Origin of the sequence: Nostoc sp. GT001 (assembly GCF_030382115.1) — a bacterium.
GTDB lineage: Bacteria > Cyanobacteriota > Cyanobacteriia > Cyanobacteriales > Nostocaceae > Nostoc.
The window spans coordinates 608,546-631,058 of record NZ_JAUDRJ010000003.1; the positions used below are offsets into that span (position 1 = coordinate 608,546).

Genomic DNA, 22,513 nt, shown 5'->3' on the forward strand with positions numbered 1-22,513 from the left:
ATTCATTTTCTAAGGAATTTTACTTAAAATATTAAGTATCAGAAAAAAGTTTGTTTTGATTAACTGCTAGTAATCGGAAGTCAATGAGTAACGGCATAAATCCTGTAATTCAGCAAAAAATCAATGATTGGAGAGATAAACTTGCTGGTTCAAGTAACAGTAACCCACTACTTGACTTCCGAAAGAGCAAAAAGCCAAAAATTGAGGTTATTACACCATCTTTAATCTTATTTGACAACCTCGCTGGATATGAATCTGAATCAATTTCCTTTAAGGAGTTGAGAACTAACCAAACTGAAGCTGATCTCATCAAGCTTCTAGATAAACTGGGTACAGAAGCAAAAAAAACAATAAAAGAAAAGGGTTTCATTAGCCTGTTCCTAGTCCTTGGTACTTTGACCTGGTTTGATACTGCAAAGCCTCAAGAAAAAAAGGAGAAGGATAAGTTAGTATCTCCTCTGTTGCTCATTCCAGTGGAATTACAAAAGAAAGGTAAAAAGCCCCCAGAATATACATTATGCTCTACTGATGAGGATATTTCCATTAACTTTCTTTTAGTAAACAAGTTACGTGACGAATTTAATATCACGTTGCCTGAAACTGAAACACTTCAAAATTTGGGCTATGAAGGATTTATAAATGCAGTGCGTACTGCTATAGGCGAAAAGCAGGATTGGGAACTAGAAGAGACTGCTTATATTACTTTATTTGACTCTATTAAAACAGCGATGATTAAGGATCTGGAACAAAATCAGGAACTCATCGCCAATCATCCGGTTCTGCAAGGGCTTGCTCTACAAGAAGCACAAGAAAATCGTAGTGATATTAAAACTATCACAGATAAAAAACTGGATACAATCAATCCTGAATTGATATATCAGATATGTAACGCTGATTCTAGCCAGCAAGTAGTAATTGAAGCTGCAAAGGCAAGGCTTAGTTTTGTAGTCCAGGGGCCTCCAGGGACAGGAAAAAGCCAAACGATTGCCAACATAATTGCTGAACTGATAGGCAAAAACAAAACAGTTCTGCTAGTTGCAGAAAAGGAGACTGCCTTAGATGCTGTATACAAGACACTACGAGATTCTGAGCCTAGCCTTGAAGATTTATGTTTAAAACTACACCATAAAGGTACAACTACCAAGGAGTTGGTAAAAGAATTAAATCAAACTAAAATTCGTTTATCACAAAGAAATGAAACTGAGTCAGAACAGGGAAAGCGAGATATATTCTTTCAACAATTGCATGACTGTCGGCAAAGCCTCAATAGCCACACTGCAAGTTTACATCATAAACACCAGCCAATAAACAAATCTGCTTTTGAACTTTATGGTGAATTACTCAAACTGGAACGAGAGTTAGATACGACACTCGAATTTAATACCTATAATCTTAAAGATTGGTCAGAAAAAAGATTATTGTTGGAAGCTAAAGATTTACTGAATAACCTGGGACAATTTGAGCCATTTTTTCGAGGAAGGCAGAGAACTATATGGTCAAGTAGTCCGATAAAGAGGTGGAATGCTGATGTTAACAGGGACTTACGCCAGAATATTAACGACTTGCGACAGGGAATTCAGCTTGCCACAATAACTACTACTCGTTTGCGGCAGTTATTAAAAATAGAACCTGCTAACACTTTATTAGCTTTAGACAAGCTTCAGCCAGCGATAGCTCATCTTATTGAAGTACCTCCACGTTTTCCTAAGAATTGGTTGCGAGGAACGATATTAAATACTTTGCAACAAAATTTTGATGAACTTAAAGATGATATTGGTGAACTTCAACATATAGGCTCAGATTTTAGTAATAAATATATCAATGAGTTTTTAAGCTGGGATTTACCAGAATTGACGGAATTTAAACAACGCTTTCAAAATTATAAAGGTATTTTTCGCTGGTTAAAATGTGGTTATTTGCGTACTCGCAGAAGCCTTATTAGCCTCCAAAAAGTAAAAAATAGAGTGACTGACCAAGAATTAATTAAAGATATTGATAATGCAATTCGGCAACGTGAAATTTGGAATAAATTAAAAGATACTACACATCAATATCATCGAGCGTTTGGTTCATTCTTTGAAGCTCAAATGCCAGACTTGGATGCTATTGAGCAAGCATTGAATTGGTTGAAAGGTCTACAAAGTCATTCACTGCCTTCAAAGGAAGCTTCAGTAGTTATTTCTTCATACGAAAATTTGCAAGAACTTAGAAATTTATTAACAAATTTAGAGACTTCACGAAACTTGATAAGAGAAGGCTTTGAACTCCTAACACAACATTTTCACCAGGAACCAATGACAAAATCTGGTGAATTGGAAAGAAAATCTTTATATGAAGTAGAAACTTTCCTTAACAAAGCCCAACAAGAGCTAGTTTTGTTTCAACAATGCTTAGACTGCGAACAGCTAGTAGAGAAACTAGAAAATATTGGAGCTAAAGATTTTTTGTTAAAACTAAGAGAGTCTAATATTCAACCAAATTTTTGGTTTTTAGTTTTGCAAAAAGGCATTTATAAAGACTGGTTGCAATATATTTTAGATAGTACTGAATTGCGGAATTTTAACCAAAAAAGGCATGAGCAGAAATTAGAGGAATTTTCTCAGCTTGATAATGAACAGTATAAAGTAGCAATACAGCGTTTGAGACAACTCCACGCTGAACGCTGGAAAAAGTGGTCTGAACAACCAGAAGCAAGGACACAAATACAATTACTTGAAAAACAAAACACATTAAAAAAAGGGCATAAAAAAATCCGTCAATTCATAAAAGAAGCTTCTAAACTTGTGACTACCTTAAAACCTTTTTGGCTAATGAGTCCACTTGCTGTTAGTCAATACATAGAACCGGAGGCTGTAGAGTTCGATGTAGTAATTTTCGATGAAGCTTCCCAAGTTTGTACCGAAGATGCAGTACCTTCCATTATGCGAGCAAAGCAGGTAATAGTCGTTGGTGACAATAAACAACTACCGCCAACTTATTTCTTTAAAAGCAATGCTTCAGGCGGTGAAGATGAGGAGCAAGAAATATATGACAGCTTGCTTGATGAATCTTCAACATTCCTAGATAAAATTTGGCTGAAGTGGCACTATCGCAGTAAACACGAGAGTTTAATTGCCTTTTCAAACCAAAACTTTTATGATTTAGAACTTTTGACTTTTCCAAATCCAGCAAAAAATCCTAATCTAGGCGTTCATTTCGAGTACGTTCCAGATGGAATCTACACCCCCGGCGACGGTGGAAAATATAATATCCGTGAAGCACAAAAAGTAGCAGAATTGACAATAGAGCATTGTCTGGAACATTGTCGGGAACATCAGGATCTTTCTGAACTTTCTTTGGGAATTATTACGTTAAATGAATCTCAAGAAGAGATGATTAGAGACAAACTACAGCAACTTAGTTCAGACTATCCAAACATTCAAGAATTTTGTCAAGAAGACTCACGTAATTTCTTTATTAAACCACTAGAAAGAGTTCAAGGAGACCAGCGAGAAATAATTATTTTTAGCTTTGGGTTTGGATTTTATGAAAACAGCCAGAAGCTAATCCATAAATTTGGNGCTCTTACTAACCCAGGAGGAAGGCGACGCTTAAACGTAGCAATAACTCGCGCAAAAAGCAAGTTTGTGTTAGTAGCTTCTATTAAGGCAACAGATTTTGATTCGGAAAATGAGGAAGTGAGACTGATACAAAAATATTTTGATTTTGCTGAAAAGGGTGGTGAAAAATTAGAAACGCACTTTGATAATAATTGTTCCGAATATGATTTTCTTTTTGAAGAGGATGTATATCAAGCTCTAACACAGCAAGGATACAGGGTGAAAAAACGGGTAGGTCGTTCAGCCTATCCCATAGACTTAACAGTAATAGATGAACGACGACAAGAAACAGAAGAGTTTTTGTTGGGTATTGTTTGTGATGGGACTATTTATCATAAATATCCTACAGCACGGGAGCGCGATCGCCTTCGCCACGAAATTCTGAAAGGCTTAGGTTGGAACATTTACAGAATTTGGTCTAGCGAGTGGTATTGGAATAGAGACAGTCAGATCAAGCTACTAGTGGAACACATAAAACATTTACTGAATCAGGAATAGACAAAGGTGCTAGTGTAGTCTTTCAAGATGACATTGGCAGCATCCTGTAATTTTTGTATGCAATTAACAGAACTTGAAGAATTATTAACAAATATTCAAAAACTGCAATCGATAATGATTGCAGTTGCTACTAATTCCCAAGAGTATCGAATTCAGGATAAAGAAGACGAGTACACTGAACTTTATCAAGAAATAACATCACAAATAGAAGACCTTCAATACCAAGGATTTTCTATACAAAATCCAAACAATTTTCACTCACTATGGGACTGGTATAGGCATTGGAAATCTAAGTTAAGTAAATCTGCTTTCCGGGGAGGTTATATTCATAACCTTTATCAAAATTTCTGCAATCAAATTTATATTGCTTTATGCAAAAATTATGTCAAAGTTACCTCACCAGAAGTCTTAAATAATGAGTTAGAACCAACACAAATTGAGGAATTAAAAGCCAAAATAGAAAAGCTACAAGAAATCATGATAGAGGTAGCTACTGAAAGTAATACTATTTCTTTAATTCAGTATAATGATGAGAATTACAGAAAGCTATATCAAGAAGTTTGGTTTAAAATAGAGATTTTTAGAGAAACAGGAATATCAGTCTCAAACACCAATCAGTTTCGCTCACTTTGGCAATGGTACAGTTTCTATTCAGAGCAGATAGAGAATACAAAGACTGCACGACGTGAATATATTTATAATCTTTATGTAAATGTTGTCAAACCGATAGAAAAAGCATTAAGACAATACCGCTCTAACCCAAGTTATTCTATACAAGAATTTATTCAACTTTTGAAGGATAGATTTCATCAGTCCACTTATATCCAGGTTAATACAGATTCTATAATCCTAACCCCAATTTTAAGCAAAAACGTTCAAACATCTAATCTAAAATTAGATGAGAGATTTCAGCAACAAACATCAGAACCTATAGCTGATTCATTTTCTGTCCCAGCTACTCAATCTTTTGAAAATTCGTTATTTACAACTGAAAACTATAGTTTAATTCTGACAAATGAGAACGTCATGAAGCCGGAAATATTTTTAGAGCAAAATGATGTTGTATGTTTAGAGTATAGTCTAGAAAAATTCTTTGCTACAAAGTTTGATAATGCAAGTAGTTGGAGAAGCGTATTTAGCTCATCAGGTGTTGAAGATTCGTTTATTAGACCTCTAGTTTTTATTAACAATCCTGTAGAATTCAGCAACAGAGTAGTAGCAAAATTTAAAGATTATAAAGTCTCTAATCAGCGAATAGATCATCACCCAATGGTGAAATTGTTACAGTATCTACTAAATAGAAAAGAAAGTTATGAGTTTGAAGACCAAGATATAGAATTATTCACTAAATTAGTTGTACGAGGTCAGGAAAATCTCAACGCTTTAAAGGCTTGTAATACTGTTTGCAGAATCGAATCACCCAAAGGAATGGGTATTGGGACAGGAGTATTGATAGGTAGAAATTTATTACTAACCTGCAATCACATTTTTAGCAAAACTCAAGTTAGACAAGCTTGGGTACGTTTTAACTACAATGCTGACAGCCGTAAGTTAGACAATAATTTCTTTGAACTAGATATGGCTTTTATCATCTATCATAATCGCCCTGACTACGCTTTAGTCAAAATCAAAAATAATCCTCAACAACAAAAAGCCATTTTTATTAATGAAACATCTATATTAGATAGCGGTCAAGATATTCGTATTATCCATCATCCCCAAGGAAACCCAGTGATAATTTCCGACTTTGGGCAAATTACGCAAGTAGGAGAAGATTACATTGACCATAATGTGAAAACTGATGACGGTTCCTCTGGCGCACCAATTTTTAATCGCCAATGGGAATTGATTGCAATTCATCAAGGAAATCCCGGTATAGGACGTACCGTGACTCTAGGTTCAATGGGAGGTATTCCCATTCGTGCTATTTGGAATCAGATTTCACCGCATCTAGGTTGATGTAACAGAGGAATAATTTCATGAGCTTTTTCCAGAATTTATCTGATACTTTCAGCCGAGAGGCTAAAAAATATACAACTCTTTTCCTGCCAAAACATCGAGTTGATATAGACTGCGATGATACACCTATTCGTGCAGGTGATGCCTATTGTCGTATCTGGCTAGAGGATATGAATATAGCTAAAGATGTAGACTGGTTCAAACAACGGTATCCTGTTGTTCATGCTGCTGTCCGTTTCCATTACGACTCTAAGTTAGTAACTATTCCTTATTTAGCTGCGCCCGGTCAATTAAAAGATTTGGGAAGCAACAATTTGGATAAAGTCATTCAAGACAGATATCCTCTTACTCCTCTGTTTCCATTTAATCAAGGTTTAGTAGAGTTTCAAGCTGGTTTATTCAGCATGGCTGCGAGTGACTCCATCGGCAAATTTATCGAAACAATGGGAAGATTTGCCAAATTGTTACCTGTACCTCAACTCTCAAGTGTTTTGAATTTAGCAGAACCGGTATATCGCGGAATTGAAGATTTACTCGATATTGGAGAACGCCGATTAGAGTTAGGTTATCAACAAACTTTTTCTGATGCTGACGGTGGTAGTAGTAACTTCTTCAGAGAGGGGTATTTTGCCGTAATTTTAGCGGAGGAACACGAAATTAGCAGTGAAAATCTTTGCGTCGTCAATGATAACCTCCGGCTTGGCTCTCCTGGAAGTACTAAAGTATTTGTCCGTGATAGTAAGCCTTTCAAAGGTTACAGCTATATGTTATTTCGTATAGAAAAGCGCAAACAGCAAGATTGGGAGTCATTAACAACCATAAAAGAGTTAGTTGCTAAAGCCCAAGATGCTGTTTTATCAGGGGAATATGAAAAGGTTAAAAAATTTATATTACCAGCTATTCAAACTGAAATTTACCGCAGTTCTGATATTACTAAAGCTGACCGTCAGCAGATGATAGGGAAAATTAAAGTTTTTTTGCAGGAGTTGGGCTTACAGGGTGCAAAAGTGCAAAAGCGATCGCTTCACTCAATTATGCAGCGAGCTTTACCACCGCTTGACGCAGCGACAGAAGCTGAATTAGCTTCTCTAGAGCAGCTTTTCCAGCAAAATGGTCAATAAACTAGTCTTTAAATTTGTTGTGTAACGCTGTTATACAACCAACCGCAGAGGTGCAGAGTAAGCAGAGAAGGGGAGAGTTTGGGGAAATTTTTCTTTTCTTATATTCCCCACTCCCTAATCTCTACCCCCCACTTATGCTTAAATGTGGATTCCGCATTCTGTTTTATCACTTCCCCGCCAGCGTCCGGCGCGTTCGTCTTCGCCTTCGGCTACTTTGGTGGTGATGGGTTGGTCGCCAATGCTGGGATAACCTTGGTCGTGGAGGGGGTTGTAGATAACTCCGTGTTCAGCCACATAAAGCCAGCTTTCTTTGCGTGTCCAGGTAGCTATAGGATTTACTTTCAGCCGACCTTTACCGTCGAATTCAAATATGGGCATATTCGCACGGGTTACTGCTTGGTCACGGCGGCGTCCGGTAATCCAAGCGACGCTGTTGAGTTCGTCCAGACCCCGTAGTAGTGGTTCAATTTTTGTAATGTGGTGGAATTTGGCAATATCCTTGTCCCAGAGTTTGTCGCCGTACTTAGCTTCAAAGGCTTCGCGGGTGTCTACATCTGGAGTTTTGAAAGTTTGCAAATCCAGGTTGTAGATTTGTATAGCTTTGGCTACTAATTCTAGGCTTTCAGGGAAGTGGTGCAAGGTGTCGAGGAAGATCACAGGAACGGGATGCTTCAGTTCACTGTAAAGAATATGGGTAATTATCATGTCATCCACGTTAAAGGCGCTTGTTTGCACCAGTCCCGTTGGGATATTTTCTATAGACCATGCCAGTATCTCTTTGGGAGTGGCAGTTTCAAATTGCTCATTTAATTTTTCTAGGTCAAAAGCGATCGCTTGGTTTCTAGATTCCCTGGATGCTGTCATGATAATCTTCTATTCAAAATATTTTTACCTTGATTAAGATTTATTTTATCCCATCAAGGCACGTATTCCGCTCGGAGTTCAGGTATTTATTCTGTTCGGAAATTACTACGTTTTGGAACTGGAGAATGGGAAGTCGGCAGACCAGAAGAACAAATCATTAAAAGTAAAAATTGATACTTAAGTCCAAAAATAAGTATTTACTAAGAAATTTTACGGTAATTTAAGTTTTACAATGGTTTTATAGATATATATACTGATTTTGATATGGTTAAGGGACTATTAATAAAGGGATTTTACTTAAATGAACAATGCAAAATTCAGCAATCCATTAGGACAATCTATAATTATGGGCGCTTTAATGATGTTAACAAGCGTTGGCATCATCACAATCATGAACTTTTTCTNAGATCAAAATTTCTAATTTTAGTAATAAGACTTCACATAGTCCCGTTCAAAACTGAGTGGGACTTTTACTTTTTATCCAGACAAATCCGTGTGTATTAACTTTCTGCTGTGCCTTTCGGCAGAGAATAATTCTGAAACCGTGTTTTTACGTAGCTTTGCAATCAGAGAATCTAGAATAGGGATGCGATAGACCCCTAGTGACCAACTGGCGCTTTCACTCCTGCACCGCCTTTACCCAGAAATAGCAACAGAGGTAATGAGCAAAGGAACCCTACCCCTACCACCCGAAAGCAATCTGCGTAAGACAAAACCGCAGCTTGGGTATCTACTGTTTGACTTAATAAAGCTAGTGCTTGTTGTTGAGCCGTTGTTGCATCCATACCTTGACCTTGCAGTGCCCCATTAAGTGCATCGAGGCGCATACTGGTTTCTGGGTCATAAGGACTAAGTTTTGCTAATAGGATGGCTCGATGAAAAGCTTCTCGTCGGTCAAGTAAAGTGGTCAATAGAGCAATGCCAATGCTACCACCCAGTTGTCGGGTGAGGTTGTAGAAACCAGAGCCAGCAGAAATATCCGGTTTGGGTAGCGGGCCTAAAACTGCCAAACTCAAAGGCAGAAACATCAACACAGTAAAGCCCCCACGCCATACCAATGGCCAAAATAAATCATCTATACTCGGTTTGTGGGGTAATTGCTGCTAGTTGAAACATGACTCCAGACGATCCGACAGCACCCATTGCAATTAAAAATCGGGCATCAATTTTACTAGACAGTTTGCCTAATAAAACCATAACGATCGCAGATGCTAAAGCCCCAGGTGCTAACAATAGTCCTGTCTGCGTTGCTGTAAAGTGCAGCACACTCTGAGCAAATATCGGCACAGCAAAGAGTGTGCCATAAAGCCCCATTCCTACCACGGCAGATAACACACTTCCAGCAGCTAAAGAACGGTGACGTAAAACTCTCAAGTCAACGGCAGGATGGTCTATTTTCAACTCGTACCAAATAAATAATCCCAATCCGATAATACTGGCGATCGCTAATGTGGTGATGAAACCGGAGGAAAACCAGTCTTCTTTCTCTCCTTCCTCTAACAAAGTTTGCATACAGCCAATAGCGATAACTAAAAACCCAATCCCGAACCAATCGACGGCTTGGCTTTGTGTCTCACTTTTATCTTTATCTTTGGGCAAAAACATGAAAGACATCGCCACTGCAACGATCCCGAAGGGAATATTAACAAAGAAAATCCATCGCCAGCCTAAACCATCTACCAAAAATCCCCCTAAAGTCGGGCCGATGGCTGGGCCAGCAATTACACCTACCCCAAAAACTGCTTGTGCTAAACCCTGTTCAGCAGGTGGAAAAGTCTCAAACAAAATCGCTTGGGCTTTAGCTAGCAATCCGCCACCACATAAACCTTGAAGAATTCGAGAAAAAACTAGCATTGGGAGATTAAATGCCAACCCGCATAAAACCGAGGCCAGGGTAAAGCCAATCAACGAGAAAATGAAGTAGGTTTTGCGTCCAAAGTAATCTCCCAGCCATGCAGATAAGGGAATTAAGACAACATTTGCGATCGCATATCCAGTTACTACCCAGCCAACCTCACTGACAGTTGCACCCAAACTAGCCTGTATATCTGTTAGAGCAACGTTAACAATACTGGTATCAATTACTTCTAAAATCGCACCAAGGGAAGCCGTAAAAGCGATCGCCCACTTCAATGGCCCGTGGACATAACCAAATTGGTCAAAACTAGAACGTTTAATGTTGGTAGCCATCAATAATACTAATTTGTAATTAAGAAGCCCAGATGAAATCCAACTTTCTTTTCGATAATTGGTATCAGAGCGATCGCAAAGCTAAAAATAGGCACTTTATCTATACGATACGGTAGCGTATCATATAAAAAAGGTCAAGGAAAGCAGCAGCGATCCCATTCCCCATTCCCCATTCCCCATTCCCCATTCCCCATGTCAAGTTCTTCTGGACGCCCACGTAGCATCCACGCCGACCAAGCCATTCTGCAAGCGACCCTAGATTTGCTTGCAGAGGTAGGATATGAAAGCATGAGTATAGAAGCGATCGCTTCCCGTGCTGGAGTTGGTAAAACGACCATCTATCGGCGTTACACTTCCAAAGAAGAATTAGTTGCAGACGCGATCGAAAGTTTGAGAGATGATTTAGTGATCCCCGATACTGATAGCTTTTGGGGAGACATGGATATCCTGATTAATAATGCCGCCAAAAAAATAGATAGTCCTCTTGGTCGTCAGACACTTGCGCTGATAATTAGTACAGCATCTAGCAATCCTCAGTTTGCAGAGGTTTACTGGACAAAATATACAAAACTCCGACGTGAAGCCTTTTCTAAAATACTTGAGCGTGCCAAGTCCAGAGGCGAAATTCACAAGGATGCAGACGTAGAACTAATTATCGACCTTGTAAGCGGGTCACTATATTATGCACTGATCTTCAAACCCACAACGGAGCCAGTAGAAGCATACATGCGCCGCACCATGAATCTTTTGATAAAGGGAGTAGGGAGTAGGGAGTAGGGAATAGGGAGTACGGGAGACGGAATAACCAATGCCCATTCCCCATTCCCCATTCCCCATCCCCCATTCCCCATTCCCCATTCCAACTTGTTAGCAAAATAACTTTTCACTATAGGTCATAAATGAGATGATGGAGAAATTAGAGAAAAAGGTGAACAATTGTTATTTTTCCCTTCCGCTTCTGGTTGCAGATGGCATCACAGTATTGAATGAGGGTTGTCAAGCGATCGCTAATCGTTTGAAGTCTCGTTTGTACAGTAGATGCTTGCCGCGCTCCTTGCAAAAACATCACATCTATTGCCAAAAGGCGCAATTGCTTGCTCATCTCCGTTTGATAAGACTGCACTCGCCAGTTTTCATCAGCCAAAGGCACAATCTGTTGCCCGAAAAATTGCTGCAACGTGGCTACATGCTGCCGCAGTTCTGGCGCAACGATTTGGGTAGTTGTGGCATCGGAGCGTAATTGCTCTAATAAAGTTACGAATGCCAGATATTTATCACGGTTTAAAGACATCCAGTGCTAGTTAAGATAGTATTAATGTCAAGTAATTTTTCTTCTACAATAAACTTTCTTAAAGACTTATCAGCATTAAAAGCCTCAAATCGTGATTTGGGGCTTTGTTTGCCATCAATGGATTTTCTTTCTTTAACGATCCTTGAAACTCAAACTGGATGACTACCAGACGCTCCTGCGTACCTAACGCTACGCTATTGCAATTGGAGAAATCCTTACACTGCTTTTTCACCCTTTTTTAGGCAACAGCATCTTTTCAGGGCGATGCTGCTAGTTTTATTATCATTCACTTATCTACCGATCCTCTCTAAACCCAAATTGTATGAGCAGTATAGCGATAAATTCATCAGTTGACCTTGCCATTCCCGAATGGTTAAAAAAATGTTTGAAGGAGTCATCGACAAGTAGCGGCGCAGGAGAAGATGACCGAAGGCATAATGATGCCGTCTTAATTGGTCGGGCATTTGAATTTGCTTACCAACTACATCAAGGTCAATACCGCAAATCTGGAGAACCATACATCGCTCATCCCATTGCTGTGGCTGAATTGCTGCGTGACTTGGGAGGCAGTGCTGCTATGATAGCAGCTGGATTTCTCCATGATGTCGTTGAAGATACAGAAGTTACAAGTCAAGAAATAGAAGAACGCTTTGGCCCAGAAGTGCGGCAATTGGTTGAAGGCGTCACCAAGCTTTCTAAAATCAATTTCACTAGCAAAACCGAAAGCCAAGCCGAAAACTTCCGGCGGATGTTTTTGGCAATGGCGCAAGATATTCGGGTAATTGTGGTGAAATTGGCAGATCGTTTGCATAATATGCGAACTTTACAATATATGTCAGAAGCCAGCCGCCGCCGCAGTGCCCAGGAAACGCGAGATATATTCGCACCTTTAGCCAATCGCTTGGGGATTTGGCGAATTAAATGGGAACTGGAAGATTTGGCTTTTAAATATTTGGAACCAGAAGCTTTTCGCGAAATGCAGGAGCATGTTTCCGAAAAACGGACGGCGCGAGAAGAGAAGTTGGCCAAAGCTACAGATATTTTGCGAGAACGTTTGCAGCAAGCCGGAATCCACTTTCAAGATATCAGCGGTCGTCCCAAACACCTTTATAGCATTTACCAAAAAATGCACCGCCAGCAAAAGGAATTTCATGAAATTTACGATTTGGCAGCGCTGCGAATAATTGTTCAAACCAATGAAGAATGCTATCGGGCGTTGGCGGTAGTTCATGATGCTTTTCGCCCAATTCCTGGGAGATTTAAGGACTATATTGGACTGCCAAAGCCTAACCGTTACCAGTCATTGCATACTGGGGTGATTGGATTAACTGGCCGTCCTTTAGAGGTGCAAATTCGGACAATCGAAATGCATCATATCGCCGAGTATGGGATTGCCGCTCATTGGAAGTATAAAGAAACAGGTGGTTCTAGCATTAGCCATTTGACAGGCACAGATGACAAATTTACTTGGCTGCGGCAACTGCTAGAATGGCAAACCGATCTTAAGGATGCACAAGAATATCTTGATAGCGTCAAAGATAATTTATTTGAAGATGATGTCTATGTCTTCACCCCTAAGGGGGATGTTGTTCCTTTAAGTCCTGGTGCTACCACTGTAGATTTTGCTTATCGCATTCATACAGAAGTCGGAAACCACTGTTCAGGGGCGCGGGTGAATGGGCGAATGGTGCCACTGTCAACGCGGCTGCACAATGGCGATATTGTAGAAGTTCTCACCCAAAAGAACTGCCATCCGAGTTTAGATTGGTTGAACTTTGTCAGAACTTCGGCAGCAAAATATCGGATTAAACAATGGTACAAGCGATCGCGCCGGGAAGAAAATGTCGCCCGTGGACGGGAGTTGTTAGAAAAGGAACTTGGTAAAACTGGTTTTGATAGTCTGCTGAAGTCGGATGCGATGCAGATTGTTGCTGAAAAGTGTAACTACCATAGCGTGGAAGATTTACTCGCTGGTTTGGGTTATGGAGAAATTACGTTGAACCTAGTGCTAAATCGCTGGCGAGAAGTAGCGAAGGGACAACAACCAGTTTCCACTGTGTCGCCATTTATCCCTAAAGAAGCAAGTACATCAAAAGCTTTGCGAGATGCACCTGCAACTACCTCACGTTCCACGGATTCGCCAATTTTTGGGGTGGAAGGTTTGGTATATTATTTAGCTGGGTGTTGTACCCCGATTCCTGGCGAACCAATTATTGGTGTGGTGACGCGAGGTAGGGGGATTTCAATTCATCGCCAAGGCTGCCATAATCTGGAGACTGTGGAGTATGAACGCTTAGTACCAGTTAGGTGGAACCCAGCCGCCGAAAGTAGTGGTCGTCCGCATACGTACCCAGTAGATGTTCAAATTGAAGCCCTTGACCGTGTAGGGGTGCTAAAGGATATTTTGTCACGGTTAAGCGACCAAGGGATCAACGTCCGTCATGCCCAGGTAAAAACCTCTACTGGCCAACCTGCATTGATCGACTTAGGAATAGATATACGCGATCGCTCTCAACTAGAGCAAGTGTTCGTCCAAATTAAGAAAATGAGCGACATTTTGAATATCCGCCGCGTTGGTCAAATCGACGAGTAGGTGTCTCAATTACTAGGGTGCGTTAACGCAGTGTAACGCACCAATTTAGGAATCGAACCGCAGAGGCGCATCATTACTATTGATGCAATAGGTACACAGAAATTGATTGCCACGGGTCATTGAATACAGTTTTTGCTTCTTCAAAGCTAATTCCATGCTTCTTGAGGTTTTCTTTAGCTTTACCTTGGAAATATTATGGTCTGGCGGTGTTTGGTGGTTGTTTGTGAAAATTTTAGGTTTTGGATGCCTAAATTTGAGATTCCCCTGTCTCCAATAAGCATTTATAGCATTAACAATTTGATAGTAACAAAACAGCAATAAATAATATTATTTCTGTTGATAAGAACTAATATATAAACGCATTAGGTCTGTAAAGGAGGTCTTGCTAACTCACACAAGGCTTTTAGCTAAAACTGGTGTTAATTTAGCTGACTTGGTGTTTTTATACAATATTTCCACATCAGAAGTACCTGTGAGGATACTATCAATCCTCTACAGACCTATCCGAAAATACAGAGTAGAAAATTTCCTTCAGAAAAAACCAGGGACACGCAATTTGANATTCGTTTTTCTGCTCCTTTCTCCAGTGGAGTTAAAGCCACTGTTTACCATCACTTAGTTTCAAAAGGAGAATATCTTGGATGGCTCGAAATAAAAAGAAATCGGCCGGGTTTAAGTATGAGCATCCACTTGTCTCTAGATGCCCTATTTGTTGTATTATCCCGCCCCACATGCTGGAAAATGTCGTGGTGAATGGCAATCCTCAGCAGCGGAGTTGGGCTTTTCATACATTAAATGTTTCGGCACAGCTTCGCGGACGCAGAGATGTCATAGGTAGTGTTTCCTTTGCACCTTCACCGGGTGAAAAGCGGCGCACCATCTACGATGCCAAATATGGACAGCAACTACCTGGCACATTGGTGCGTGGTGAAGGAGATCCACCAAGCAGTGATGTAGCAGTGAATGAAGCCTACGATGCTGCTGGTGCTACTTATGACTTATTTCATGAAATATTCGATCGCAATTCTATTGATGACAAAGGACTACGTTTAGACTCCACCGTGCATTATGGCCTTAAATACGACAACGCCTTTTGGAACGGCGACCAAATGGTTTATGGTGATGGCGACGGAGAAATGTTTCAACGCTTCACAAAGTCAATTGATGTGATTGGGCATGAGCTAGCTCACGGGATAACTCAGTATGAAGCGGGTTTACAGTATTATGGCGAACCAGGGGCACTAAATGAATCCTTTTCTGATGTATTTGGTTCTTTGGTGAAACAAAAGTCCAAAAATCAGACTGCACAAGAGGCAGACTGGCTGATTGGTGAAGGTCTTTTAGTACCGACTGTCAAAGGTGTTGCCCTCCGGTCAATGAAATTACCGGGAACAGCTTATGATGATTCGGTATTGGGTAAAGATCCCCAACCAGCCCACATGAAAGATAAATATACTGGTGTTGAAGATAACGCTGGAGTGCATATAAACTCAGGAATCCCTAACCATGCTTTTTATCTAGCGGCTGTTGAGATTGGTGGATATGCTTGGGAAAAAGCTGGCAAAATATGGTATATAGCTTTACGCGATCGCTTGCGTGCCAAAGCAGATTTTAAAAAGGCTGCCAACGTCACCATTCAAGTTGCTGGCGAACTCTACGGTAATGATAGTAATGAGCAAAAAGCTGTGCAGAATGCTTGGCAAAAGGTAGGAGTTATCTAGAAGTGAGGAGTGATGAGTGAGGAGTTAGGAGTTAGGAATAAATGTTCAACACCTTCCACTGCCTCATTCAGTACTCAGGACTGATTAATCTGTTGTTTGTTGTTGTTAAGGTGGGAGATGATAGTTATCATCTCCCAGTATTTGCATTTATCTCAACCAAATAACACAACAGAGAGCAAAAAAAAATGCGAGTATCATTTGAACGCACAGGTGGCTTTGCTGGAATTAGCAAGAGGACAACCGTTGATACAGATAGTCTTCCGCCACATGAAGCAGCCACACTTCCTCGACTGGTGGAAGTTGCTGATTTATTTAGGCTACCGGAACTAATTACTTCGCCAAATCCCCAGAGCGATCGCTTTCAATATAAATTAACAGTAGAAGATAACGGCAAGCACCATACTGTGACCGTCAGTGAGTCAGCATTGCCAGGAACCTTAAGACCACTGATTGAATGGCTACAGACATTAGCACAGAAAAAGTAAAAATAATTACTTAAGTAGGTCGGTGTGAATATTTATTATTGGGATGAGGCAGGAGGCAGGAGGGAAGAGAGTTTAAGTCTATTTAATTTTTCTTAACATAGTTTGGTTTTTCCACATCGTTCTACTTATAAGTCTCTATTTCAATGGAATTAATTTGATTTTTGAGTGTGTAAGTAAATGGCAAAATTCCCCGGTNNNAATGTTGGAAAAGAGCGAGCTAGAGAATTTTTCGAGTACGTTTCTGAATCCTTTAGTCCTGGGTTGAAGCTGACTGGTCTAGACCGTGTTACCAGTAATGAAACGACTGCTGTCTTGGAGTTTCGGGACAAGGGACTTTTATTATTCGGACAGCCTTACAGAAATCGGGTAGCGGTTTCTTTTGATGTGCGTGAAGACAAAATTTGTGGCTATAGGGAATACTTTGGCAGCGATGGTAAATCGTATTAAATAAGTCGTAATTATGAATTATTTAATTGATTTTTATTAGTTACTCTCAGGGTTGAGTTCGTTGATTTCTCTGCACTTAACCTCTGCGGCTTGATATGCTGCCAGATAGTCTTGACCACCCAACATTACATCACCGTAATATTCATAAGGTGGTTCGCCATAAATTGGCAATGGATCATCTTCTGGATAATCTTCTTTTGATTCTTCAATAATAGCTTTCAGTTTTTTAACAGTCAGACTATGTGCTGCAAAATACCAGATTTCTTGGGGATTTTTGTTTAGGTGAGGTAATGTGGGATCGATAATGCGAACATCAGAGGCGTCATCTAGCTCAATCCAACTGTGTTCAATCGGTCTATATGGCTTCCCAGCAAAAGCTAAAAATCCCTGAATATACTTTGCTCCCTCAGTAGATAATGCTGCTTTATAAGCATTATCAAACGGAGTGCTAGCTCTGCTGTTTATCTGTTCAGCAATTTTGATTGACAGCGTTTCATCCAATAGTTTGTTCATCAATAGCAAGGATTAAAGCAGCCATGAAAACATATTACCACTGCGACTTAGGAATGAGAATTAAATAACATCGACTTTTGTAGGTTGGGTTGAGGCACGAAACCCAACGCCCCAGAGATGTTGGGTTTCGCAGACTCAACCCAACCTACACAGGTTATTAAATCCACGATCCTTACCATTTTACTTATGCATTGGGCATTGGTTATTCACTAATGACAAATGACAAACTCTACTTTGTGCTAATCACCATCTGTAAATTTCTTAACAAGTCGCTTGAGGTGTAGGGCTGGGGCGCACAGCTAGCTGCACGCCCTTACTACGTTTAATCTATAAAATTACGGGGTTGTGGAGGGATCGAGTTTTATCCGAGCCGTTTTGGGGCGACAAGGGCTTCCCCAACAAACCTGTCCAGAAGGCATATTAGTAAAAACACTACTACGAGCGCCAATCACAGCATTAGCCCCGATTTGCACTCCTGAGCCAACAAAACAATCTGCCGCTACCCATGCACCATTTTCAATGGTGATACTTGCTGTTTTCAACCCAAAGGCAGGATCTTGGAGATCGTGAGTACCAGTACACAGATAACTTTTTTGGGAAATTACGCAATGTTCGCCGATATGGATCTGATCCAGGCTATATAAAACTACGTTATCTCCAATCCAACTGTAGTTACCAATCGTGACTTTCCAGGGGTACGTAAATCGGGCTGTGGGTCGAATTAATACACCTTTGCCGATACGAGCGCCAAATAATCGTAGCAAAGCACAACGCAGAATATTTAACGGTTGAGGAGTGAGGGGAAAGGCGATCGCTTGTACAAACCACCATAATAAAACATACCAACTTGGACGCCCTCGGTCAAACCAAGATTGGTCATATTTGCGTAAATCTACAAAAGGTTGGTCATTTGTCATTTGTCATTGGTCATTGGTCATTAGTCATTGTTAGGAATCAATGGTCAATAGCTTTGCTTCTGCTTCTCTGCTCCCCTGTTCCTCTGCTCCCTCTTTTGGGATAGTTGCAGTATTTAAGTGACCACCACAGTTGCGTAATTCGTAAAGCTTAACGCCAATTTGATATTCATATTGACTCAGTAAACGAGCATAGATATATCCCGCTTTGCCATCTAAAAAACCGCGTTGAATTATATAGAACAAAACAAATCGCAAAATGGGTTTAAATGGCAGGCGTACCCAAACTTTTTTCAAAAATCGTTTGCGTTGTACGGCATCGCCAAATAGATTAGCGCCGATAGTACCGCTATCATCTTTACCTGTAAGAGTATTAAAATAAACCCTAGCTTCCCAGTTTGAATATCGGTTGTGGCGTTCTAACCAGTGGTAAAGGTCGCGGAAGTCTTCGTGGAGCATATCATTTTTGAGATACCCAACTTTACCCTGCAAAACCACGTGTTCGTGAACTTCGTTATCACCAGTATTAGGAATATCTTCTGTATTTAGATTTTCGTAGCGACCTTTTTTATGTTGAAATAAACGTAGATTCCAATCAGGATATTTACCGCCATAACGGATCCATTTTCCTAAGAAAAATACGCGACGGTTGAGATAATAACCTGTATATTCATCATTTTGAATTGCTTGTTCAATTTCTGACCAAAGTTCAGGGGTGATGCGCTCATCACAATCTACAATTAGCACCCATTCATTACGAAAAGGCAAATTATCTAAAGACCAATTTTTCTTTTTAGGCCAGCGTCCATTGAAGTTGAATTGTACGACATTTACACCGTAACTTTTAGCAATTTCAATGCTGTTGTCGGTACTTTGAGAATCTACTACAAATATTTCATCTGCTCTGCTGAGGCTAGTAAGGCAAGCAGGCAAGTTAGCTTGTTCGTTTTTTGCCGGAATTAGGACTGAAACTGGTATTTTAGATGACATATTGAGTAGAAATTATGTTACTAGTTATTTCTTATTGGATGTAGATAAAAGACCCTGAATAGCAGCATTTAAGTAACCAATCTGACCGTAAGCATACACCAGTTTGTCAAACCGTTCTGCTGGATCGGAGAAATACTGTAAAGCCTTATACAAGCCTCGCACAAATCTTTCGCTACCTCGCTGTAATTGAGCGATCCCAGCTTTACCAGCGAGTTGTTCTCGATAGCATTCGCTGATACCCTGCCACCAGCCCCGGTTTAAAAACCAGGAGCGTTGGAGGCGCTCTGGAGCTACATTGTGAGCGACGAGTGCTTCGGGAAGATAAGCGACTTGCCAACCACGCTCTAGGGCGAATTCGGTCATTTGCAGTTCTTCGTTAGATAATAAATTTTTACCCACTCGACCGAGATGAGGATCGAAACCGCCAATTTCTTCTAGGAAACTGCGGCGGATGGAGTAATTCAAGCCTCTGGGTGTTAAGCCAGGTTGCTCAATGTAGATGTTACTGTCACCTAAGTCGTATGCACCCAGATTTGCAGCTAGCCCTGGAGATAGCCATCGTGGTTGTTGAATTCCTGGAGGCCACAGGAGAGTGACTTTGCCACCTGCGATCGCTAGCTTAGAATTATTGTAATAGGCAGAATATAAAACTTGTAGCCAGCCCTTACTGGCAACGGCATCGTCATCTAGATAAGCAAGAATATCACCACTGGCTACCTTTGCACCCGTGTTGCGGGCGACAGATAAACCAATGGTGGGTTCAAAAACATACTTCAGGCGCGGATTGTGGGCCCTTTCTTCTACAACCTCACGGGTGCGATCGCTAGATCCATTATCAACTACTACAATTTCAAAATCAGCAGCAAAATCCTGCTCTAAAAGACTATCAATTGCAGCCCCTAAATAGGTATCTCGATTGTGAGTACAGATAATGGCAGAGATTTGAGTGTCTGGCATAGATTTAATTTTGGATTTGAGATTTGGGGCTTCGGCTCCTTTCGACTTCTCTACGAGACGCTACGCGTTAGCGGAGCTTTCGCTTTAGCGATACGCTCAAGGCAAGTCGCTCAGTCGAACGATTTTAGATTAAAATCTAAATCCAACGCTATAACTGCTGAGAGTTAATCTAAACCAAAAGTTACCGACCTACCAACCGAGTTTCTTCGGAAATAATCTTTAAAACTTTACGTTTGTTGAATATGACTGTGTAAAACTACAAGAGTTTGCGCCAGTTGACTAAGGCGGGTTTCCAAAGATTGCTTGCGCCCTAACAGTTGACGTAACTTTTGGTAACGAGCGATCGCCATACTAACATTGGGAACCTGATCCGGTGGACATAGACGCGACCAAACTTTACCAGTATCGTCTACACCACAGAGGCGATAGCCAGTAATAGATGATTGATAAGATACTTTTCCACCAGTGGCACAAATTTCTTCTACGTAGTTCATCAGGCGGTCAACCTCTGCATGGCGCAGTGTCGCAGTTCCTCCTGGTTCTGGTTCGGTGGGATTAGATTCTAACCAGCCATTGACAATTGGCCCTTCTAAGTAAATATCCTGAATTTGTTTCAAAATATTTTGCAATTCTGTTTGCCAACCAGCGACAGTTTCCTGAATTTCTTGCAATAGATTCATCGCCAATGCTGGATTCGCACCGTGGCGATGGCTACTAAAGGTCGGAGTTTTTAACTTGGGTAGGCTGGGTGTTCTGTTACCATTCTCTTCTGCTTGAAAGGTCTGCACAGATTCATGATGAGGAAAGAAATTTTGGTCAGAAGGATAATCAACCTCAGTATTTACATTTAAGTCAACTGTTTGTCCTTGTGACTTTACTTCCCCATCCTGAGAAGATGGAATTTGTGTACTTTCTGTAGATTCGTTAGCTCCAACGCTGATTCTAAAAGAGAAAGGCCGTTTTGTCGTCGAATCAGTTGTTTCGGCAGTAGAGTCAGTGCCGCGATTCCCTAAATCGTGTAGAGTTGCTTCAATGCGTTTTAAGCCTGCGTTCATAAAGACATCCTAAAGTTTGCTGTCCCCAGTAGTATTGAATAATTAAGAATGGGGTAGTTGGGATTTTTGGCTTTTGCCAGTTGTAGCATGTAATGATGCTGGTGCTAATTTTATCCCTTAAAAGTTATTTGAAACAAAAAATCTCACCCATAAAGTAAAAACAGGAGGCGACGGCAATATTCCTTCTACCTCCTGCCTCTATTGTAAAAATACTCAGTAAAAAACTTTGGGTAAAATCATCTTAGTAACAGGACCAGCACGATCTGGTAAAAGTGAATGGGCAGAAGCTTTAGCTATACAGTCAGGAAAAGCAGTTGTTTATATAGCAACAGCCACCGATAACCCAGACGATGAAGAATGGCATCAACGCATTTTAGAACACCAACAACGTCGTCCCCAAGACTGGGTAACTCTATCTGTACCTGTGGAACTGTCTGCTACCCTTGCTGATGCCAAACCCTATACCTGTCTTTTAGTCGATTCTTTAGGGACTTGGGTTGCCAATCTCCTAGAACAGGACGAATCTAGCTGGGAAAATACCCTTGCAGAGTTTTTAGAGACGGTGGAATTGGTTGCTGCTGATATGCTGTTTGTAGCAGAAGAGGTGGGTTGGGGTGTGATACCAGCTTATCCCCTTGGAAGGGCGTTCCGCGATCGCCTCGGTTCTTTAGTACGCCAGCTAAGTACACTCAGCGAAACTGTTTATTTAGTAACTGGTGGTCATGTTCTCAATCTCAGCATCCTTGGTTCGCCATTGCCAAAGAGAGGTGATCCTGGAACATTCAGGAGTCAAGATTCTTAACTTTTGATCCAAATTAATCCAAAACCTAAAATCTAAAATTGTCTTATGGCAACCAAACAAGAAGTTAGAAAATACCTTGCCTACTGGTTTCAGTTGGGTAAGAAAGTGATTACGGGCAACGGCGAGGCAAGCTTTTTGCCCCAGTCGGTGCTAAATGACGATCGCTATAGTGAAGAATTTGAAGAGTGCTGGCAAAAAATTATTTCAGCCGAATCGGGTGATTGTTACCTAGAGGGTACTCATGAAACCATTGCTGAATTGTTGACACCAGCATGGGATATGCTGCCTTGTGGTCGGTGCAGTATGCCAGTAGCCGCGCGAAACGTCGGGATGCCGGCGTTGTTATGTCCCTGTAATGATTTACCTAACTGGCCGAATACTGAATTGCCAGCACCGCGAGAGCCAATTAAAACTCAAGACCAACTCCAAACAATTCGCGATCGGCTTTTAGACAATATTGCATAAAAAAATATCCTACAGTCAACAGTCAGCAACTTCAACGACTGTCGAAAAA

At 40.7% G+C, this 22,513-nt stretch carries 18 protein-coding genes and 1 pseudogene; 10 read left to right on the forward strand and 9 right to left on the reverse strand.

Features of this window, described 5'->3' with window-relative positions:
• Nucleotides 1-83 precede the first annotated feature (83 nt).
• Genes QUD05_RS05515 through QUD05_RS05525 form a run of 3 tightly spaced genes read left to right on the forward strand, consistent with a single transcriptional unit; the run spans nucleotide 84 to nucleotide 7,177 of the window.
• A complete protein-coding gene (locus QUD05_RS05515) occupies nucleotides 84-4,097 on the forward strand; it encodes a PDDEXK-like endonuclease domain-containing protein (RefSeq protein ID WP_289795204.1) in 4,014 nt (1,337 codons plus the stop codon).
• A gap of 57 nt (nucleotides 4,098-4,154) precedes the next feature.
• Nucleotides 4,155-6,056, forward strand: coding sequence for a trypsin-like peptidase domain-containing protein (locus QUD05_RS05520; RefSeq protein WP_289795205.1), 1,902 nt, complete (start codon nucleotides 4,155-4,157; stop codon nucleotides 6,054-6,056).
• Between the two features lie 20 nt (nucleotides 6,057-6,076).
• Nucleotides 6,077-7,177 (forward strand): hypothetical protein, encoded by a 1,101-nt coding sequence (locus QUD05_RS05525; RefSeq protein WP_289795206.1) that lies wholly within the window; start codon nucleotides 6,077-6,079, stop codon nucleotides 7,175-7,177.
• Between the two features lie 138 nt (nucleotides 7,178-7,315).
• On the opposite strand, the gene cysH is transcribed toward QUD05_RS05525, so the two are convergent.
• The 3 genes from cysH to QUD05_RS05540 all read right to left on the reverse strand — a co-directional run bounded on the left by cysH (nucleotide 7,316) and on the right by QUD05_RS05540 (nucleotide 10,231).
• Nucleotides 7,316-8,041, reverse strand: a complete 726-nt coding sequence (cysH, locus tag QUD05_RS05530; RefSeq protein WP_289795207.1) for a phosphoadenosine phosphosulfate reductase — start codon at nucleotides 8,039-8,041, stop codon at nucleotides 7,316-7,318.
• Nucleotides 8,042-8,640: 599 nt separating this feature from the next.
• Nucleotides 8,641-9,075, reverse strand: coding sequence for an efflux MFS transporter permease (locus tag QUD05_RS05535; protein ID WP_289795208.1), 435 nt, complete (start codon nucleotides 9,073-9,075; stop codon nucleotides 8,641-8,643).
• A gap of 37 nt (nucleotides 9,076-9,112) precedes the next feature.
• Nucleotides 9,113-10,231 carry a DHA2 family efflux MFS transporter permease subunit gene (locus tag QUD05_RS05540; RefSeq protein ID WP_289795209.1) on the reverse strand — a complete coding sequence of 373 codons (1,119 nt, stop codon included), beginning with the start codon at nucleotides 10,229-10,231 and terminating at the stop codon, nucleotides 9,113-9,115.
• A 192-nt stretch (nucleotides 10,232-10,423) separates the two neighbouring features.
• On the opposite strand from QUD05_RS05540, the gene QUD05_RS05545 reads away from it, so the two are divergent.
• Nucleotides 10,424-11,008, forward strand: a complete 585-nt coding sequence (locus QUD05_RS05545; RefSeq protein ID WP_289795210.1) for a TetR/AcrR family transcriptional regulator — start codon at nucleotides 10,424-10,426, stop codon at nucleotides 11,006-11,008.
• A gap of 139 nt (nucleotides 11,009-11,147) precedes the next feature.
• Here QUD05_RS05545 and patD read toward each other — a convergent pair whose 3' ends face one another.
• Nucleotides 11,148-11,522 carry a heterocyst frequency control protein PatD gene (gene patD / locus QUD05_RS05550; protein ID WP_289795211.1) on the reverse strand — a complete coding sequence of 125 codons (375 nt, stop codon included), beginning with the start codon at nucleotides 11,520-11,522 and terminating at the stop codon, nucleotides 11,148-11,150.
• A 322-nt stretch (nucleotides 11,523-11,844) separates the two neighbouring features.
• Here patD and QUD05_RS05555 point away from each other — a divergent pair, with 322 nt between their 5' ends.
• The 4 genes and pseudogenes from QUD05_RS05555 to QUD05_RS05570 form a co-directional block, all read left to right on the forward strand.
• Nucleotides 11,845-14,115 (forward strand): RelA/SpoT family protein, encoded by a 2,271-nt coding sequence (locus QUD05_RS05555; protein WP_289795212.1) that lies wholly within the window; start codon nucleotides 11,845-11,847, stop codon nucleotides 14,113-14,115.
• A gap of 641 nt (nucleotides 14,116-14,756) precedes the next feature.
• Nucleotides 14,757-15,836, forward strand: a complete 1,080-nt coding sequence (locus QUD05_RS05560) for a M4 family metallopeptidase (protein WP_289795213.1) — start codon at nucleotides 14,757-14,759, stop codon at nucleotides 15,834-15,836.
• 185 nt (nucleotides 15,837-16,021) lie between these two features.
• Nucleotides 16,022-16,321 (forward strand): protealysin inhibitor emfourin, encoded by a 300-nt coding sequence (locus QUD05_RS05565; protein WP_289795214.1) that lies wholly within the window; start codon nucleotides 16,022-16,024, stop codon nucleotides 16,319-16,321.
• Nucleotides 16,322-16,498: 177 nt separating this feature from the next.
• Nucleotides 16,499-16,768, forward strand: a pseudogene (locus QUD05_RS05570) (nuclear transport factor 2 family protein); the annotation flags it as partial.
• Nucleotides 16,769-16,804: 36 nt separating this feature from the next.
• Here QUD05_RS05570 and QUD05_RS05575 read toward each other — a convergent pair.
• The 5 genes from QUD05_RS05575 to QUD05_RS05595 all read right to left on the reverse strand — a co-directional run bounded on the left by QUD05_RS05575 (nucleotide 16,805) and on the right by QUD05_RS05595 (nucleotide 21,197).
• Entirely contained in the window at nucleotides 16,805-17,281 is a 477-nt protein-coding gene (locus QUD05_RS05575; protein WP_289795215.1) for a hypothetical protein, read from the reverse strand.
• A 335-nt stretch (nucleotides 17,282-17,616) separates the two neighbouring features.
• Nucleotides 17,617-18,198 carry a hormogonium polysaccharide biosynthesis acetyltransferase HpsU gene (gene hpsU / locus QUD05_RS05580; RefSeq protein ID WP_289795216.1) on the reverse strand — a complete coding sequence of 194 codons (582 nt, stop codon included), beginning with the start codon at nucleotides 18,196-18,198 and terminating at the stop codon, nucleotides 17,617-17,619.
• Between the two features lie 30 nt (nucleotides 18,199-18,228).
• The gene (locus tag QUD05_RS05585) at nucleotides 18,229-19,185 is read right to left on the reverse strand and encodes a glycosyltransferase family 2 protein (RefSeq protein ID WP_289795217.1); all 957 of its coding nucleotides are present in this window, start codon (nucleotides 19,183-19,185) and stop codon (nucleotides 18,229-18,231) included.
• Between the two features lie 24 nt (nucleotides 19,186-19,209).
• Nucleotides 19,210-20,142 carry a glycosyltransferase family 2 protein gene (locus QUD05_RS05590; protein WP_289795218.1) on the reverse strand — a complete coding sequence of 311 codons (933 nt, stop codon included), beginning with the start codon at nucleotides 20,140-20,142 and terminating at the stop codon, nucleotides 19,210-19,212.
• 227 nt (nucleotides 20,143-20,369) lie between these two features.
• Nucleotides 20,370-21,197 (reverse strand): hypothetical protein, encoded by an 828-nt coding sequence (locus tag QUD05_RS05595; protein ID WP_289795219.1) that lies wholly within the window; start codon nucleotides 21,195-21,197, stop codon nucleotides 20,370-20,372.
• A 226-nt stretch (nucleotides 21,198-21,423) separates the two neighbouring features.
• On the opposite strand from QUD05_RS05595, the gene cobU reads away from it, so the two are divergent.
• A complete protein-coding gene (gene cobU, locus QUD05_RS05600) occupies nucleotides 21,424-21,999 on the forward strand; it encodes a bifunctional adenosylcobinamide kinase/adenosylcobinamide-phosphate guanylyltransferase (protein WP_289795220.1) in 576 nt (191 codons plus the stop codon).
• Between the two features lie 45 nt (nucleotides 22,000-22,044).
• Nucleotides 22,045-22,464: a hypothetical protein gene (locus QUD05_RS05605; RefSeq protein ID WP_289795221.1), complete on the forward strand. Its 420-nt coding sequence runs from the start codon at nucleotides 22,045-22,047 to the stop codon at nucleotides 22,462-22,464.
• Nucleotides 22,465-22,513 lie beyond the last annotated feature (49 nt).

What these genes read in the sequence shown, in the direction of transcription:
- hpsU (WP_289795216.1), bottom strand. Translation starts at nt 18,198, where the DNA reads ATGACAAATGACCAACCTTTTGTAGATTTACGCAAATATGACCAATCT.
- QUD05_RS05595 (WP_289795219.1), bottom strand. Translation starts at nt 21,197, where the DNA reads ATGAACGCAGGCTTAAAACGCATTGAAGCAACTCTACACGATTTAGGG.
- QUD05_RS05560 (WP_289795213.1), top strand. Translation starts at nt 14,757, where the DNA reads ATGGCTCGAAATAAAAAGAAATCGGCCGGGTTTAAGTATGAGCATCCA.
- QUD05_RS05520 (WP_289795205.1), top strand. Translation starts at nt 4,155, where the DNA reads ATGCAATTAACAGAACTTGAAGAATTATTAACAAATATTCAAAAACTG.
- QUD05_RS05565 (WP_289795214.1), top strand. Translation starts at nt 16,022, where the DNA reads ATGCGAGTATCATTTGAACGCACAGGTGGCTTTGCTGGAATTAGCAAG.
- QUD05_RS05585 (WP_289795217.1), bottom strand. Translation starts at nt 19,185, where the DNA reads ATGTCATCTAAAATACCAGTTTCAGTCCTAATTCCGGCAAAAAACGAA.
- QUD05_RS05540 (WP_289795209.1), bottom strand. Translation starts at nt 10,231, where the DNA reads ATGGCTACCAACATTAAACGTTCTAGTTTTGACCAATTTGGTTATGTC.
- QUD05_RS05545 (WP_289795210.1), top strand. Translation starts at nt 10,424, where the DNA reads ATGTCAAGTTCTTCTGGACGCCCACGTAGCATCCACGCCGACCAAGCC.
- QUD05_RS05605 (WP_289795221.1), top strand. Translation starts at nt 22,045, where the DNA reads ATGGCAACCAAACAAGAAGTTAGAAAATACCTTGCCTACTGGTTTCAG.
- QUD05_RS05525 (WP_289795206.1), top strand. Translation starts at nt 6,077, where the DNA reads ATGAGCTTTTTCCAGAATTTATCTGATACTTTCAGCCGAGAGGCTAAA.
- QUD05_RS05575 (WP_289795215.1), bottom strand. Translation starts at nt 17,281, where the DNA reads ATGAACAAACTATTGGATGAAACGCTGTCAATCAAAATTGCTGAACAG.
- cysH (WP_289795207.1), bottom strand. Translation starts at nt 8,041, where the DNA reads ATGACAGCATCCAGGGAATCTAGAAACCAAGCGATCGCTTTTGACCTA.
- patD (WP_289795211.1), bottom strand. Translation starts at nt 11,522, where the DNA reads ATGTCTTTAAACCGTGATAAATATCTGGCATTCGTAACTTTATTAGAG.
- QUD05_RS05590 (WP_289795218.1), bottom strand. Translation starts at nt 20,142, where the DNA reads ATGCCAGACACTCAAATCTCTGCCATTATCTGTACTCACAATCGAGAT.
- QUD05_RS05555 (WP_289795212.1), top strand. Translation starts at nt 11,845, where the DNA reads ATGAGCAGTATAGCGATAAATTCATCAGTTGACCTTGCCATTCCCGAA.